This window comes from Bacillus sp. UNC437CL72CviS29 (assembly GCF_000482345.1).
GTDB lineage: Bacteria > Bacillota > Bacilli > Bacillales > Bacillaceae_G > Bacillus_A > Bacillus_A arachidis.
Genome location: NZ_AXVB01000003.1, coordinates 475,834 through 492,527 on the forward strand (window position 1 = coordinate 475,834; position 16,694 = coordinate 492,527).

A 16,694-nucleotide genomic window follows, 5' to 3' on the forward strand; every position below is an offset into this window, starting at 1 on the left:
CTTGTTGGAGGGTATGAATGATGTTTAAAAAGTTTCCTTTTTTTAAAGGTAAAAAGGTCGCATCGTTTGATCATCTCGTTGAAAAAGTGAAAAAGGGATATATCCCAGAGCACATTGCGATCATTATGGATGGTAATGGAAGATGGGCAAAGAGAAGAGCAATGCCCCGCATTGCCGGACATCATGAAGGAATGCAAGTAGTAAAAAAAATTACGAAATTTGCTAGTAAACTTGATGTAAAAGTGCTGACTCTTTATGCTTTTTCTACTGAGAACTGGAAAAGACCGAAAAAGGAAGTCGAATATTTAATGAAACTTCCAGAAGAATTTTTAGGTACATTTTTACCAGAGTTGATTGAAGAAAATGTACAAGTTCGAGTAATTGGACAAAAAGATCGTCTTCCTACGCATACGCGCAGAGCGATGGAAAAAGCCATGGAAGATACAAAAGAGAACACGGGATTAATTCTCAATTTTGCGTTAAACTATGGAAGTCGCGATGAAATCGTTTCTGCTGTGCAACATATGATGAAAGATAACGAAGAAGGGAAAGTTCGTTCAGAAGATATAAATGAAGAAATGATTTCTTCATACTTAATGACAAGTTCTTTACCTGACCCAGACTTGCTTATTCGTACAAGTGGGGAATTGCGTATTAGTAATTTCATGCTATGGCAAATTGCGTATTCGGAGCTTTGGTTTACAGATGTGTATTGGCCAGATTTTACCGAGGAACATTTGCTACATGCAATTACAGACTTTCAACATAGAGGGCGCAGATTCGGAGGCGTGTAGAAAGAGAGGGTTTGGTAGTGAAACAGAGAATTATTACTGGAGTGATTGCTGCCGCGCTATTCATTCCCATCGTATTTTATGGTGGCGTGCCTTTTACAGTTTTAGTGTATGCACTTGCTTCTATTGGATTATATGAATTAGTTCGTATGAACAAGCTTACATTTATTTCGGTGCCAACGTTTTTAGCTGCATTATTATTATGGATTATTTTAGTTCCAAGTAATGCACGAGGAGTTTTTGATTGGATTGGATTAGATAAATTAGAAATCACATTTTTGATTGTGTTATTACTTTTATCATATACAGTCCTTTCGAAGAATACATTTACTTTTGACAATGCTTCATTTTTACTTATGGCAACGACGTATGTTGCAATGGGATTCTTGTATTTAAATGAAACGAGAATAGCCGGGATTGAATATGTGTTTTATGCATTGTTTGTTATTTGGGCAACTGATTCAGGCGCATATTTCATAGGAAAAGCAGTTGGAAAAAGAAAATTATGGCCAGAGATTAGTCCGAATAAAACGATAGAAGGCTCATTAGGCGGTATTCTGTGTGGTATTGTTGTTGCTTTTGTGTACAATATGTTTTTCCAAGTACATGAGAATATTGGAATGGTAATTATTGTTACAGTTGCAATATCTATTTTTGGACAAATTGGTGATTTGGTGCAATCCGCATTTAAACGCCATTACGGTGTGAAAGATTCAGGTACAATTTTACCTGGGCATGGTGGAATATTAGATCGAACAGATAGCTGGTTGTTCGTATTACCGATTTTACACTTCTTACATTTCATTTCATAATAAAACGAGGGGTTGGAATCATGAAAAACATTAGTTTATTAGGGGCAAGTGGATCGATTGGAACACAAACTTTAGACGTATTACGCTTGCACCCAGACCAATTCCGTCTCGTTGCTTTTTCTGTAGGGAAAAATATTGACTACGCAGTAAAAGTTATTCAGGAATTTTCTCCTCAGCTTGTCTCCGTACAAAGAGAGGAGGATGTTGTCAGGTTACAATCCGTTTCTGGAAATACAAAAGTAGTATGTGGTGACGAAGGACTATTAGAGGTAGCTCTTCATCCGAGTGCAGAAGTTGTTATAAATGCTGTTGTAGGTAGCGTAGGATTGTTACCAACACTTCGTGCAATTGAGGCAAAAAAAACAATTGGAATTGCGAATAAAGAAACATTAGTAACTGCAGGACACATTGTAATGGAAGCTGCACGCAAACATAATGTGTCATTACTTCCAGTAGATAGTGAGCATTCAGCTATTTTTCAATGCTTGAATGGAGAAAATGAAAAACGAATCTCGCGCTTAGTTATCACTGCTTCAGGCGGGAGTTTCCGTGATAAAACGAGAGATGAATTGCATCATGTAACAGTAGAGGATGCGCTTCGTCATCCAAACTGGTCAATGGGTTCGAAAATTACAATTGATTCTGCTACAATGATGAATAAGGGGCTGGAAGTAATCGAAGCGCATTGGCTTTTTGGCATACCTTATGAGCAAATCGATGTTGTTTTACATAAAGAAAGCATTATTCATTCTATGGTTGAATTTGAGGACCGTAGTGTAATGGCACAGCTCGGCTCACCAGATATGCGCGTACCAATTCAATATGCACTTACATATCCTGATCGATTACCACTTTCAGATACAAAACAGTTAAATTTATGGGAAATTGGAACACTGCATTTTGAACAAATGAACCAAGAGCGTTTCCGTTGCCTACGCTTTGCGTATGAAGCTGGAAAAACGGGCGGAAGCATGCCAGCTGTAATGAATGCAGCGAATGAAGTTGCTGTAGCAGCCTTTTTACAAAAGAAAATTGGCTTCTTAACAGTAGAAGATCTCATTGAAAAAGCAATGCACCATCACAATGCCATTGCGCGTCCGAGCTTAGAGGAAATTCAGGAAATTGATGCAGCCACAAGACGGTTTGTGATGGAACAAATTTAGCAAAGGTGGTTATGGAATTGAATACAGCGATTGCCTTTATATTAATTTTTGGTGCACTCGTATTTTTCCATGAGCTAGGGCATCTATATTTCGCCAAAAGAGCGGGTATTTTATGCCGCGAGTTTGCGATTGGTTTTGGACCAAAAATATTTTCATTTGAAAAGAATGAAACGGTATATACAGTTCGGCTGCTGCCACTTGGAGGCTATGTTAGAATGGCTGGCGAGGATGCAGAAACGGTTGAATTAAAACCAGGAAAAAAAGTTGGACTTGTGCTAAATGGAAACGAAGAGGTTATGAAATTAGTTCTAGACGGGCGCGAAAAGTATCCGAATGTTCGCGTGATTGAAGTAGAACAAGCGGATTTAGAACATAATCTCACAATATCTGGTTACGAAGAATACGAGGAGGAATTGCAAACTTTCCGTGTGAATGAAAAAGCGCGTATTGTTTCAGCTGGAGAAGAAATCCAAATCGCTCCGTTTAACAGGCAATTTGGTTCTAAAACGTTAGGGCAGCGAGCGTTAACAATCTTTGCAGGTCCTGCTATGAACTTCATTCTTGCGTTTGTTATTTTTGTTATCATTGGATTGGTACAAGGTATTCCTGTTGATAAGCCAATGATTGGAAAAATAATGAAGGATAGTGTTGCAGAACAAGCAGGATTGAAACAACATGATACGATTCAAGCAATTGATGGGAAAGACACGAATACGTGGAAAGATGTTGTTTCGATTGTACGTGAGCACCCAAATAAAGAAATTACCCTTCAGGTAAAACGTGATAGCGAACAATTTAATGTAAAAGTAACGCCAACAGCTGATAAAGAAGGTAAGGAAGAGGTTGGTAGAATTGGTGTATACTCTCCTGTAGAGAAATCTATTGTTGGTTCTATTCAATCAGGTTTTGAGCAGACGTATACATGGACAAAATTAATTTTTGATTCCCTGATGAAATTAGTAACGGGGCAGTTTTCTATTAATGATTTATCAGGTCCGGTAGGGATTTATAATTTAACAGACCAAGTAGTAGATTATGGTTTCACTCGTGTTCTGAGCTTGGCGGCTGTTCTAAGTATAAACCTTGGTTTATTCAACTTATTACCTGTTCCTGCTCTTGATGGAGGACGCTTGTTCTTCTTCTTAATCGAAGCGTTGCGAGGGAAACCAATTGATCGTCAAAAAGAAGGAATGGTTCACTTTATTGGTTTTGCGTTATTGATGTTACTTATGTTAGTTGTAACGTGGAATGACATTCGGAAGTTTTTCTTGTAAAATAAAGTGGAATAAAATTCACGATATTTTTTGTGAATAATGAATGAAATGAATAGAACTCTTAAAGTAGCAATCCCTCACCTAATTTGAGGTGGGGGGTTTTACTGCGTATTAGAGTAAATTAAAGAGGTGCGAATAGATGAAACAAAGTACGGTATTTAGTCCTACATTACGTGAAGTACCAGCTGATGCTGAGATTAAAAGTCATCAATTGCTACTTCGTGCAGGGTTTATGCGTCAAAACGCTTCTGGTATTTACAGTTTTTTACCACTTGGGTTAAAAGTATTGCACAAAGTGGAACGTATTGTTCGAGAAGAGATGGAACGAGCAGGGGCTGTAGAATTATTAATGCCAGCAATGCAAGCGGCTGAATTATGGCAAGAATCAGGTCGCTGGTATTCTTACGGTTCTGAGTTAATGCGTATGAAAGATCGTAATGATCGTGAGTTTGCATTAGGAGCAACGCACGAGGAAGTTATTACAGATCTTGTACGTGATGAGATTAAATCTTATAAAAAATTACCGTTAACACTATATCAAATCCAAACAAAATTCCGTGATGAGCAAAGACCTCGTTTTGGTTTATTACGCGGAAGAGAATTTTTAATGAAAGATGCTTACTCTTTCCATGCGACACAAGAAAGTTTAGATGAAGTTTATAATCGCATATATCAAGCATATTCTAATATTTTTTCTCGCTGTGGCTTGAATTTCCGTGCTGTTATTGCTGATTCTGGAGCAATGGGTGGTAAAGATACACATGAATTTATGGTATTATCGGATGTAGGAGAAGATACAATTGCGTATTCTGATACATCTGATTATGCAGCAAATATTGAAATGGCTCCAGTTGTTGCTTCATATACAAAGAGCGATGAAGCCGAAAAAGCACTTGAAAAAGTAGCAACACCAGATCAAAAAGCAATTGAAGAAGTTTCTGCATTTTTAAATATCGAAGCATCAAATTGCATCAAATCTATGGTCTTTAAGGTCGATGAAAAGTTTGTTGTTGTACTTGTTCGCGGGGATCATGAAGTAAATGATGTAAAAGTGAAGAACGTATACGGCGCTTCAGTTGTTGAACTTGCTTCATATGACGAAGTAAGAGAACTGTTAAATTGTGAAGTGGGCTCTCTAGGCCCAATTGACGTAGCAGATGATGTTGAAGTCATTGCTGACCATGCAGTAGCAGCAATTGTAAATGGTTGCTGTGGAGCAAATGAAGAGGGATTCCATTATGTAAATGTAAATCCAGAGCGTGACTTTAAGGTGAGTCAATATACAGATTTACGTTTCATTCAAGAAGGAGATCAATCTCCGGATGGACAAGGGACAATCCGTTTTGCCCGTGGTATCGAAGTTGGACATGTATTTAAATTAGGTACACGTTATAGCGAAGCAATGAATGCAACGTTCTTAGATGAGAATGGAAAAACGAAGCCACTTATTATGGGATGCTATGGTATTGGGGTATCTCGTACAGTTGCGGCAATTGCCGAACAGTTTAATGATGAGAATGGTCTGGTTTGGCCAAAAGCTGTTGCACCATTCCATGTACATGTGATTCCAGTAAATATGAAGTCTGACGCACAACGCGAAGTAGGCGAAACAATCTACAATTCATTACAAGAACAAGGTTATGAAGTATTGTTAGATGATCGTGCGGAGCGTGCAGGTGTTAAATTTGCTGATGCGGACTTATTCGGTCTTCCAGTTCGAGTAACAGTTGGTAAAAAAGCTGATGAAGGCATCGTTGAAGTAAAAGTACGTGCTACAAATGAATCTGCAGAAGTGAAGGTAGAAGAACTTCATGCATACATTACTAATATTGTAAAATAAGAAGAGGTACCTCCAGGTGAGGTACCTTCTATTTCTATGTAAAGTAAAAGGTAATGAGTTAAAAGGAAGAAATCTTTCTTTGCCGAAAGTTTCGATTTATAATAGCAGATGGAAGGAGGATGTTTATGTCGTTAACAAATGAACAACAAGAGCGATTTCAAATTTTGCTCCAGCAGCTGCAGATGCCTGAAGACCTTGTAAATCAATATTTACAAGGTGGTGGTATACAAAGGTTAGTTGTCGATAAAGCGAATAAAAGCTGGCATTTTGATTTGCAAGTGCCACGTATTTTACCAACGGAATTATATGAATTGCTTGAAACGCAGCTTAAGCAGTCATTTTCACATATTGCAAACACGTCATTTGCACTAATGACGGAGAATAAACAATATACGGAAGAAGAGGTCAAAGCATATTGGCCGCTCTGTACAGATCGAATTACTTTTTCACCTATGTTTGCATATTTAAAGAAGCAACTTCCATATGTGAATGGGGTAAAGTTGTTACTTGATGTAAATAACGAGTTAGAATCTACGACTTTAAAGAAAAATCTAGCGAAGCCAGTAGGGGATCAATATGAAGTGTTTGGGTTTCCACGTTTTCAGCTGGAAACGAATATAAAGCAAAACGAAGAGGAAGTTCAAAAGTTTCGTGAGCAAACACAGCAAGAGGATCGCCAGCGTGTTATACAAGCTATGGAAGAGATGGCTAAGAAGCAAGCTGAAGAAAGCGATGTTGTACATGAAGGACCAGTTGTGCTTGGGTATCTTATTAAGCCGGATGAAGAAATCACACCGATGCGCGAAATTCAAGATGAAGAAAGAAGAAAAACCGTTCAAGGCTATGTCTTCCATGTGGAAACGAAAGAACTTCGCAGTGGACGTACGTTATTAACTTTAAAAATGACGGATTATACGGATTCCATTATGATTAAGATGTTTTCGCGTGATAAAGAGGATCTTCCGCTTCTGCAATCTTTGAAAAAAGGAATGTGGGTAAAAGCTCGAGGCTCGGTTCAAAACGATACATTCGTTCGTGACTTAGTAATGATTGCGAACGATATTAACGAAATAACAGGGCCTTCTCGTAAGGATAAAGCACCGGAAGGAGAAAAACGAGTAGAGCTACATTTGCATACACCAATGAGTCAAATGGATGCTGTTACCGGAGTATCTAAGCTCGTCGCGCAAGCTGGAAAATGGGGACATGAAGCGATTGCGGTTACAGACCATGCAGTTGCGCAGTCTTTCCCGGAAGCATACTCTGCTGGTAAAAAAGCAGGTATCAAAGTTATTTATGGTGTGGAAGCAAACTTAGTAAACGATGGTGTTCCAATTGCGTATAATGAAGAACACAGGTTGCTTGCAGATGAAACATATGTTGTCTTTGATGTCGAAACAACAGGGTTATCTGCAGTATATGATACGGTTATTGAATTAGCGGCAGTAAAAGTGAAAGGCGGCGAAATTATTGATCGCTTTGAATCTTTTGCAAATCCGCATCAACCGCTATCAGCTACAATCATGGAGTTAACTGGTATTACAGATGATATGTTGACTGATGCACCAGAAGTAGGAGAAGTATTTAAAAAGTTTGAAGAGTGGATGGGTGATCATACACTTGTTGCACATAATGCAAGTTTTGATATGGGATTCATAAATGTAGGATTTAAGAAATGCGGCTTAGACAAGCCCCAAAACCCAGTTATTGATACATTAGAACTAGCTAGATTCTTATTCCCAGAGATGAAGAACCACCGCTTAAATACAATGTGTAAAAAGCTTGATATCGAATTAACACAACATCACCGTGCGATTTATGATACAGAAGCAACAGGATATTTGTTAGTAAAAATGTTAAAAGATGTGATTGAAAAAGGTTATGAGTATCACGATCAATTAAATGACAGTATGGGACAAGGCGATTCGTATAAGCGTGGAAGACCGAGTCATGTCACCTTGCTTGCAACATCTGATGAAGGTTTAAAAAACTTATACAAACTTGTTTCATATTCACATATTAATTATTTCTACCGAGTACCACGAGTGCCACGATCATTATTGAAAAAATATCGAGAAGGTATATTAGTCGGAACAGCTTGTGATAAAGGTGAAGTATTTGAGGCGATGATGCAAAAGGCACCAGAAGAAGTAGAAGAAATTGCCCAGTTTTATGATTACATTGAAGTGATGCCTCCAGAGGTGTTACGTCATTTAGTAGAACTTGAGTTAGTTCGAGATGAAGGACAATTAAAAACGATTATTTCCAACTTAGTAAAATTAGGTGAAACGTTAGATAAACCGGTTGTTGCGACAGGAAATGTACATTATCTAGATCCAGAAGATGCAATGTATCGGAAAATTTTAGTAAGCTCACAAGGTGGAGCCAATCCTTTAAATCGTCATTCATTACCACCTGTATATTTCCGCACAACAGATGAAATGTTAGATTGCTTCTCGTTCCTAGGAGAAGAAAAAGCAAAGGAAATTGTTGTGACAAATACACAAAAAATCGCATCATTGATTGGTGACGTTCATCCAGTAAAAGATGACTTATACACACCGAAAATTGAAGGTGCAGATGATGAAACACGTGATATGAGTTACAAAATGGCGCGGAGTATCTATGGTGAAGAACTACCAGAAATTGTAGAAGCCCGTCTAGAAAAAGAATTAAAAAGTATTATTGGACATGGATTTGCCGTAATTTATTTAATTTCACATAAGCTTGTGAAAAAATCATTAGTTGATGGTTATCTTGTAGGTTCACGTGGATCGGTAGGATCATCATTTGTTGCGACAATGATGGAGATTACTGAAGTAAACCCATTACCACCACACTATGTATGTCCAAAATGTAAGCAATCAGAGTTCTTTAACGATGGTTCTGTAGGTTCTGGTTTTGACTTACCTGATAAAGATTGTCCAACATGTAATATTCCTTATGTAAAAGATGGACACGATATTCCTTTCGAAACATTCCTTGGTTTTAAAGGGGATAAGGTTCCCGATATTGATTTGAATTTCTCCGGAGAATACCAACCACGAGCACATAACTATACGAAAGTACTGTTCGGTGAAGACTATGTATATCGTGCGGGAACGATCGGTACGGTTGCAGAGAAAACAGCTTATGGTTATGTAAAAGGTTATGCATCTGATCATAACTTAACGATTCGAAATGCTGAAGTTGATCGCCTTGTTGCAGGGTGTACTGGCGTAAAACGTACAACGGGGCAGCATCCAGGTGGTATTATTGTTGTGCCAGATTACATGGATATTTTTGATTTTTCACCAATTCAATTCCCGGCTGATTCAGTAGGGGCGGAGTGGAGAACGACACACTTTGATTTCCACTCTATTCATGATAATTTATTAAAACTTGATATACTAGGGCACGATGATCCGACCGTTATTCGTATGTTACAAGATTTAAGTGGAATTGATCCGAAAACAATACCAACTGACGATCCAGAAGTAATGAAAATCTTCTCAGGTCCAGAGTCATTAGGTGTCACAGAAGAACAAATTAATTGTAAGACCGGTACACTTGGTATACCGGAGTTTGGTACGAAATTCGTAAGACAGATGTTAGAAGAAACAAAGCCAACGACATTCTCAGAGCTTGTCCAAATTTCTGGCCTATCCCATGGTACAGATGTATGGCTTGGTAATGCGAATGAACTAATTTATAACGGTACATGTACACTGAGTGAAGTTATTGGTTGTCGTGATGATATTATGGTGTATTTAATTTATCAAGGGTTAGATCCATCTTTAGCGTTTAAAATTATGGAGTCGGTGCGTAAAGGTAAAGGTGTACCAGAAGAATGGGAAGAGGAGATGCGTAATAACAATGTACCAGGTTGGTATATTGATTCTTGTAAAAAGATTAAATATATGTTCCCTAAAGCCCATGCAGCTGCGTATGTGCTAATGGCTGTACGTATAGCTTACTTCAAAGTTCACTTTGCACTTCTGTTTTATGCTGCATACTTTACAGTACGTGCAGATGACTTTGATGTAGAGGCAATGGTAAAAGGATCAGCATCAATCCGTGTGAGAATTGATGAAATTGCACAGAAAGGATTAGATGCTTCTCCTAAAGAGAAGAGTTTATTAACGGTTTTAGAAATGACACTTGAAATGTGCGAACGTGGATATTCATTCCAAAAGGTTGATTTATATCGTTCCCATGCAACGGACTTTATTATTGATGGAGATACGTTAATCCCGCCATTTAATGCAATACCTGGTCTTGGTACAAATGCTGCTATAAGTATTGTAGAAGCACGTGAAAATGGTGAGTTTTTATCAAAAGAGGACTTGCAGCAGCGTAGTAAGGTTTCTAAAACAATTATTGAGTATTTAGATAGTCAAGGTTGTTTAGGTGATTTGCCAGATCAAAACCAATTATCACTGTTCTAATAGGTAGGAAAATTCTTTGCAAATCGCTATTTGCTATGTTATACTATTAACCGAGATAACCATGTCATGTATATTGTGCAAAAAAAAGAGTGGGGAAACCCACTCTTTCGTGTTACTATCTATGTTTTATCTACGTATGTAGGTAGAATGTTTCTGTCGTATATACATATTTTGTTACAAGTTTTACTTCTTAAATTTGGTAATACTAAGACAGATATTCCCTGCTAAGTGGCAGGGGCTTTTGTTAGCTAACGAGAAAGAATAAGATAGACCGCAATAAAACAGAGCGGAGCTTTTCTTTCAAATGGTACATGGCGGCAGAAAGGAGGCTGTTTATGGATAAGAAAGTCACAGAAGTTGTTGAAGCACTCGCGCAGCCGATTGTTGAAGAGTTAAATCTTGAACTGGTAGATGTAGAATATGTGAAAGAAGGAAAAGACTGGTTTTTACGCGTATTCATCGATTCTGAAACAGGAGTAGACATTGAGGAATGCGGTGCGGTAAGTGAACGTTTAAGCGAAGCTTTAGATAAAGAGGATCCAATTCCTCATCTTTACTTTTTGGATGTATCATCTCCTGGAGCGGAACGCCCATTAAAGAAAGAAAAAGACTTCCAGCAAGCGGTAGGAAGACAGGTGGCAATTAAAACATATGAGCCGATTGATGGCGAAAAGATGTTTGAAGGAAAGCTACTGTCCTATGATGGTACAACAATTACACTATTATTAACAATTAAAACACGTAAAAAAGAAATCCAAATTCCAATGGATAAAGTTGCCAATGCGCGACTTGCTGTTACGTTTTAGTAAGAAGGGGGATCTTCATGAGCACTGAGTTGTTAGATGCTTTGCTCGTATTAGAATCAGAAAAAGGTATTAGCAAAGATATTATTATTGATGCAATTGAAGCAGCTTTAATCTCTGCTTATAAACGCAATTTTAACCAGGCACAAAATGTACGTGTTAGCTTTAATCCTGAAGTGGGAACAATTCAAGTTTTAGCACGTAAAGACGTTGTAAGTAATGTGTTTGATCCACGTCTTGAAATTTCTGTAGAAGAAGCAAGGCAAATTAACCCGAACTATCAAGATGGCGACGTATTAGAAATTGAAGTAACGCCAAAAGATTTCGGGCGTATTGCAGCACAGACTGCAAAACAAGTTGTGACACAACGTGTACGCGAAGCGGAACGCGGTGTTATTTATTCAGAATTTAGTGATCGTGAAGAAGATATCATGGTTGGTATTGTACAACGCCAAGATGCTCGCTTTATTTATGTAAGCTTAGGAAAAGTCGAGGCATTATTACCAGTAAGTGAGCAAATGCCGAACGAACAATATAAACCACACGATCGTATTCGTGTCTTTATTACAAAAGTAGAAAAAACGACAAAAGGACCACAAATTTACGTATCACGTACACATCCAGGTCTTTTAAAACGTTTATTTGAAATTGAGGTACCAGAAATTTATGATGGAACTGTAGAAATTCGTTCTGTAGCACGTGAAGCAGGCGATCGTTCTAAAATTTCTGTATATGCAGAGAATATCGATGTTGATCCAGTAGGTTCTTGCGTAGGTCCAAAAGGACAACGTGTACAACGCATTGTAGATGAACTAAAAGGTGAAAAGATTGATATTGTTCGCTGGTCAAACGATCCAGTTGAATATGTAGCAAATGCTTTAAGTCCATCACAAGTTGTAAAAGTACTTGTAAATGAAGAAGAAAAAGCAACGACTGTAGTAGTTCCGGATCACCAGCTTTCATTAGCGATTGGTAAACGTGGACAAAATGCGCGTCTTGCAGCAAAATTAACAGGTTGGAAAATTGACATTAAGAGCGAGTCTGATGCGAAGCAACTTGGCATTGTAACAGAAGAAGACAGCATGATCGCATTCGATTCAGTTGAAGACGAAATCGAATAGAGGTGATGATGGTGAGCAATCGGAAAGTTCCGTTAAGAAAATGTGTTGCAACGCAAGAAATGAAATCAAAACGCGAGCTCGTTCGCATTGTTCGTTCCAAAGAGGGCGAAGTGTCCATTGATTTAACTGGAAAGAAATCAGGACGCGGTGCATATTTGTCAAAGGACAAGGAATGTATTATTCAAGCACAAAAGAAAAATATTTTGGAACATCATCTAAAAGCGAAGATCGACAGTTCTCTTTACGAAGAGCTTCTTGAGCTCGTTGAGAAGGAGTCGAAATAGGTGTCCGATTGGAAAGCGTTTTTAGGACTAGCAAACCGTGCTCGAAAAATAATTTCGGGTGAAGAACTCGTTTTAAAAGAGGTACGAAGTGGCAAAGCAAAGCTTGTGTTGCTTTCTGAAGATGCGTCAGTGAACACTACAAAGCGCATCACTGATAAAACCACGTACTACAACATACCAATGAGAAAAGTCGAAAATCGACAACAATTAGGGCATGCGATTGGGAGAGACGAGCGAGTCGTTGTAGCTGTGTTAGATGAAGGCTTTGCGAAAAAGCTGCGTAGCATGCTCGATACAACTTACCGGGGGTGAAGGTATGAGTAAGATTCGAGTGTATGAATATGCAAAGAAACACAATATCTCAAGTAAAGATATTATTACAAAACTAAAAGAAATGAATATCGAGGTTTCGAATCATATGACAATGTTAGACGATGAAGTAGTAAACAAATTAGATAATCAATATAATACTGGAGCAGAAAAACCTTCTGTTGCAGATGAGTTTGAAGTAGAAGAAAAAGTTGTTCGCAGCAAAAAGAACAGTAATAAGAAGAAGAAAAAAGGCAAAGGAAATGAAGACAAACGTCAAGAAAACTTTGCTGGAAGACAACAAACGCAAGTTGTAGAAACACCAGACAAAATCACTTTCTCTGGTACGCTTACAGTAGGCGATCTTGCAAAAAAACTAGGAAAAGAGCCATCTGAACTTATTAAAAAGCTCTTTATGCTAGGTATTATGGCAACAATTAACCAAGATTTAGATAAAGATACAATTGAGTTACTTGCTGCTGATTACGGAATCGAAGTAGAAGAAGAAGTAATCGTAAGTGAAACAGAGTTTGAAACATTTATCGACGAGCAAGACGATGAAGAAAACTTAAAAGAGCGTCCAGCTGTTGTTACAATTATGGGACACGTTGACCATGGTAAAACAACATTGCTTGATTCTATCCGTAATTCAAAAGTAACTGCTGGCGAAGCTGGTGGAATTACACAGCACATTGGTGCATACCAAGTTGAAGTAAATGACAAGAAAATTACGTTCTTAGATACACCAGGTCACGCAGCGTTTACAACAATGCGCGCACGTGGTGCACAAGTTACAGATATTACAATCCTTGTTGTTGCAGCAGATGATGGTGTTATGCCACAAACTGTTGAAGCAATTAACCATGCTAAAGCAGCAGGAGTACCAATTATTGTTGCTGTGAATAAAATGGATAAACCATCGGCAAATCCGGATCGTGTAATGCAAGAATTAACAGAATATGAATTAGTTCCAGAAGCTTGGGGCGGAGATACAATTTTTGTACCAATTTCTGCAATTCAAGGTGAAGGAATTGACAACTTGCTAGAAATGATTCTACTTGTAAGTGAAGTAGAAGAATATAAAGCAAACCCAAATCGTTATGCAACTGGTACTGTAATTGAAGCACAGCTTGATAAAGGTAAAGGAACAATCGCAACATTACTTGTACAAAATGGTACACTTCGAGTAGGAGATCCAATTGTTGTTGGAACGTCATTCGGACGTGTTCGTGCGATGGTAAGTGACATCGGGCGTCGTGTAAAAGTTGCTGGTCCATCTACTCCTGTTGAAATTACAGGTTTAAATGAAGTACCACAAGCGGGCGATCGTTTCATGGCATTTGCTGATGAGAAGAAAGCGCGTCAAATTGGTGAATCACGTGCACAACAAGCATTGCTTGCACAGCGTGGTGAAAAATCTAAATTAAGCCTAGAAGATTTATTCCAACAAATCCAAGAAGGCGATGTAAAAGAAATTAACCTAATTGTGAAAGCGGACGTACAAGGTTCTGTAGAAGCAATGGCAGCATCACTTCGTAAAATTGATGTTGAAGGCGTAAAGGTGAAAATTATCCACACAGGCGTAGGTGCGATTACAGAGTCTGATATTATTTTAGCTTCTGCATCTAATGCAATTGTAATTGGATTTAACGTACGTCCTGACGTAAACGCGAAACGTACAGCTGAGTTAGAAAATGTTGATATTCGTTTACACCGTATTATTTATAAAGTAATCGAAGAGATCGAGGCGGCAATGCAAGGTATGCTTGATCCTGAATTCGAAGAGAAAGTAATTGGTCAAGCGGAAGTTCGTCAAACATTTAAAGTAACAAAAGTTGGAACAATCGCAGGTTGTTACGTAACAGACGGTAAAATTACGCGTGATAGCGGTGTTCGTATTATCCGTGATGGTGTAGTAATTTACGAAGGTCAACTTGATACGTTAAAACGTTTCAAAGACGATGTGAAAGAAGTTGCACAAAACTACGAGTGCGGTATTACAATTGAGAAATACAACGATCTTAAAGAAGGAGACATCATTGAAGCATACATTATGGAAGAAGTGAAGCGATGATTATCGCTTCACTCTCATTCGAGTGTATGATCTATGATGTGCATTCTTTAAAAGAGAAACGTGCAATTTTACAGCGTGTGCTAACCCGTGTGAAACAGCGTTACAATGTGGCTATTTCGGAAGTAGGACATCAAGATGTATGGCAACGTACAGAAATTGCAATTGTTTCCGTATCCTCAAATCGTGTTGTCTGTGAAAAAGAAATAAATCGTGTACTTGCGTACATTGATTCATTTCCTGAGATTGAACGTACGATAACACAATTGGAATGGTATTGAATGAGGTGAATAGTTATGAAACTACGTGCAAACCGTGTTGGCGAGCAAATGAAAAAAGAATTAGGTGACATTATTAGTCGCAAAATTAAAGACCCACGTGTTGGATTTGTTACAGTAACAGATGTACAAGTGAGTGGAGATTTACAAATTGCTAAAGTGTATATTTCTGTTTTAGGAGATGAAGAGCAGAAAGAAAATACATTAAAGGGTTTAGCGAAAGCGAAAGGCTTTATTCGTTCAGAAATTGGCCAACGTATTCGTCTTCGTAAAACGCCGGAGATTTCCTTTGAATTTGATGAGTCTATCGGATATGGTCATCGAATTGATACACTTTTACATGAAATTAATAAAGACGGTAAACGTGAAGAATAATGGATAGACATTTGTCTATCCATTTTTTCAATGGAAAGTAAGTTTTGCATATAGATGAGTGTTCTAAAATGAGGCTAAAGAGAGCTGAGTAGTTCGAGGTGCGGAAGTCAGGGGGATACGGTATATAGACCTTATCTATTACGAGAACCAAACTGAAGACACAGGCGAAGAAATGCGTTAATATTTTCTACAAAAGTATTATGATGAGGTGAACATATGGAAGGTGTAGTACTATTACATAAACCAAAAGGAATGACATCACACGATTGTGTATTTAAATTAAGAAAGATATTGCGTGAAAAGAGAATTGGTCATACAGGAACATTAGACCCAGATGTAACAGGAGTATTACCAATTTGTGTAGGGCGTGCCACAAAGATTGCGCAATTTTTAACAAGCGAAACAAAAACATATGAAGGTGAAGTTACAATAGGGTTTTCAACAACAACAGAAGATGCTTCTGGTGAAGTGGTGGAAAAACAAGATGTAAATCGCGTAATTACACGTACCGAAGTGGAAACCGTATTAGCAGAATTAACGGGTACACTTGAGCAAGTACCTCCCATGTATTCAGCTGTAAAAGTAAACGGAAAGAAACTATATGAATACGCAAGAGCAGGGCAAGAAGTTGAACGCCCGGTTCGTACAATAACAATCCACGAATTTGTATTACTTGATGATCGTGAAGTATTTGAAGGGAAGAATCTTTCATTCCGCTTCCGTGTTACATGTAGCAAAGGAACGTATGTGAGAACATTAGCGGTTATGATTGGTGAAAAACTAGGGTTCCCAGCACATATGTCACATCTTGTGAGAACAGCTTCAGGAGAATTTTTGCTAGAAGATTGCATATCATTTGAAGAAATTGAAGAAAACATGCAAAATGGAACAGTAGAGTCTATTTTTATCTCAATTGATGAAGCGTTAAGTAAATTTCCAAAAATGGTTGTAGATGAAAAACAAGCAGAAAAGATAAAAAATGGTATGTTTTTAAAGAATGAATTGCAAGTTACAGCGCCGTTAATTACAATATTTGATAAAAATGAACGTTGTTTAGCGATTTATGAACATCATCCAAAACACCCTGGCATGTTAAAGCCAATGAAAGTGCTTGTTAACAATCAAGAACTAAAGCTATAATAAATT

At 38.0% G+C, this 16,694-nt stretch carries 14 protein-coding genes; all 14 read left to right on the top strand.

Annotation, left to right across the window (positions count from 1 at the left end):
• Positions 1-17 precede the first annotated feature (17 nt).
• The 14 genes from M014_RS0102635 to truB all read left to right on the top strand — a co-directional run bounded on the left by M014_RS0102635 (position 18) and on the right by truB (position 16,688).
• Positions 18-794 carry an isoprenyl transferase gene (locus tag M014_RS0102635; protein ID WP_026590325.1) on the top strand — a complete coding sequence of 259 codons (777 nt, stop codon included), beginning with the start codon at positions 18-20 and terminating at the stop codon, positions 792-794.
• Positions 795-811: 17 nt separating this feature from the next.
• Positions 812-1,603, top strand: coding sequence for a phosphatidate cytidylyltransferase (locus M014_RS0102640; RefSeq protein ID WP_026590326.1), 792 nt, complete (start codon positions 812-814; stop codon positions 1,601-1,603).
• 20 nt (positions 1,604-1,623) lie between these two features.
• On the top strand, positions 1,624-2,766 hold the full coding sequence (dxr, locus tag M014_RS0102645) for a 1-deoxy-D-xylulose-5-phosphate reductoisomerase (RefSeq protein WP_026590327.1): 1,143 nt from the start codon (positions 1,624-1,626) through the stop codon (positions 2,764-2,766).
• A gap of 17 nt (positions 2,767-2,783) precedes the next feature.
• The gene (gene rseP, locus M014_RS0102650; RefSeq protein WP_026590328.1) at positions 2,784-4,040 is read left to right on the top strand and encodes an RIP metalloprotease RseP; all 1,257 of its coding nucleotides are present in this window, start codon (positions 2,784-2,786) and stop codon (positions 4,038-4,040) included.
• A 139-nt stretch (positions 4,041-4,179) separates the two neighbouring features.
• A complete protein-coding gene (locus M014_RS0102655; protein WP_026590329.1) occupies positions 4,180-5,880 on the top strand; it encodes a proline--tRNA ligase in 1,701 nt (566 codons plus the stop codon).
• Positions 5,881-6,005: 125 nt separating this feature from the next.
• Entirely contained in the window at positions 6,006-10,307 is a 4,302-nt protein-coding gene (locus M014_RS0102660) for a PolC-type DNA polymerase III (protein WP_026590330.1), read from the top strand.
• 335 nt (positions 10,308-10,642) lie between these two features.
• A complete protein-coding gene (gene rimP / locus M014_RS0102665; RefSeq protein ID WP_026590331.1) occupies positions 10,643-11,113 on the top strand; it encodes a ribosome maturation factor RimP in 471 nt (156 codons plus the stop codon).
• 17 nt (positions 11,114-11,130) lie between these two features.
• On the top strand, positions 11,131-12,231 hold the full coding sequence (nusA, locus tag M014_RS0102670; protein ID WP_026590332.1) for a transcription termination factor NusA: 1,101 nt from the start codon (positions 11,131-11,133) through the stop codon (positions 12,229-12,231).
• Positions 12,232-12,242: 11 nt separating this feature from the next.
• Positions 12,243-12,515, top strand: coding sequence for an RNase P modulator RnpM (gene rnpM, locus M014_RS0102675; protein ID WP_026590333.1), 273 nt, complete (start codon positions 12,243-12,245; stop codon positions 12,513-12,515).
• Complete coding sequence (locus M014_RS0102680) at positions 12,516-12,827, top strand: YlxQ family RNA-binding protein (RefSeq protein ID WP_026590334.1); 312 nt, start codon at positions 12,516-12,518, stop codon at positions 12,825-12,827.
• A gap of 4 nt (positions 12,828-12,831) precedes the next feature.
• Positions 12,832-14,898 (top strand): translation initiation factor IF-2, encoded by a 2,067-nt coding sequence (gene infB / locus M014_RS0102685; RefSeq protein WP_026590335.1) that lies wholly within the window; start codon positions 12,832-12,834, stop codon positions 14,896-14,898.
• Positions 14,895-15,176 (top strand): DUF503 domain-containing protein, encoded by a 282-nt coding sequence (locus tag M014_RS0102690; protein ID WP_026590336.1) that lies wholly within the window; start codon positions 14,895-14,897, stop codon positions 15,174-15,176. Before infB ends, M014_RS0102690 begins: the two co-directional genes overlap by 4 nt.
• A 15-nt stretch (positions 15,177-15,191) precedes the next feature.
• Positions 15,192-15,548 carry a 30S ribosome-binding factor RbfA gene (rbfA, locus tag M014_RS0102695; RefSeq protein WP_017151269.1) on the top strand — a complete coding sequence of 119 codons (357 nt, stop codon included), beginning with the start codon at positions 15,192-15,194 and terminating at the stop codon, positions 15,546-15,548.
• 216 nt (positions 15,549-15,764) lie between these two features.
• Positions 15,765-16,688 (top strand): tRNA pseudouridine(55) synthase TruB, encoded by a 924-nt coding sequence (gene truB / locus M014_RS0102700; RefSeq protein ID WP_026590337.1) that lies wholly within the window; start codon positions 15,765-15,767, stop codon positions 16,686-16,688.
• Positions 16,689-16,694 lie beyond the last annotated feature (6 nt).

What these genes read in the sequence shown, in the direction of transcription:
- rimP (WP_026590331.1), top strand. Translation starts at nt 10,643, where the DNA reads ATGGATAAGAAAGTCACAGAAGTTGTTGAAGCACTCGCGCAGCCGATT.
- M014_RS0102660 (WP_026590330.1), top strand. Translation starts at nt 6,006, where the DNA reads ATGTCGTTAACAAATGAACAACAAGAGCGATTTCAAATTTTGCTCCAG.
- truB (WP_026590337.1), top strand. Translation starts at nt 15,765, where the DNA reads ATGGAAGGTGTAGTACTATTACATAAACCAAAAGGAATGACATCACAC.
- M014_RS0102690 (WP_026590336.1), top strand. Translation starts at nt 14,895, where the DNA reads ATGATTATCGCTTCACTCTCATTCGAGTGTATGATCTATGATGTGCAT.
- M014_RS0102655 (WP_026590329.1), top strand. Translation starts at nt 4,180, where the DNA reads ATGAAACAAAGTACGGTATTTAGTCCTACATTACGTGAAGTACCAGCT.
- nusA (WP_026590332.1), top strand. Translation starts at nt 11,131, where the DNA reads ATGAGCACTGAGTTGTTAGATGCTTTGCTCGTATTAGAATCAGAAAAA.
- rbfA (WP_017151269.1), top strand. Translation starts at nt 15,192, where the DNA reads ATGAAACTACGTGCAAACCGTGTTGGCGAGCAAATGAAAAAAGAATTA.
- M014_RS0102635 (WP_026590325.1), top strand. Translation starts at nt 18, where the DNA reads ATGATGTTTAAAAAGTTTCCTTTTTTTAAAGGTAAAAAGGTCGCATCG.
- infB (WP_026590335.1), top strand. Translation starts at nt 12,832, where the DNA reads ATGAGTAAGATTCGAGTGTATGAATATGCAAAGAAACACAATATCTCA.
- dxr (WP_026590327.1), top strand. Translation starts at nt 1,624, where the DNA reads ATGAAAAACATTAGTTTATTAGGGGCAAGTGGATCGATTGGAACACAA.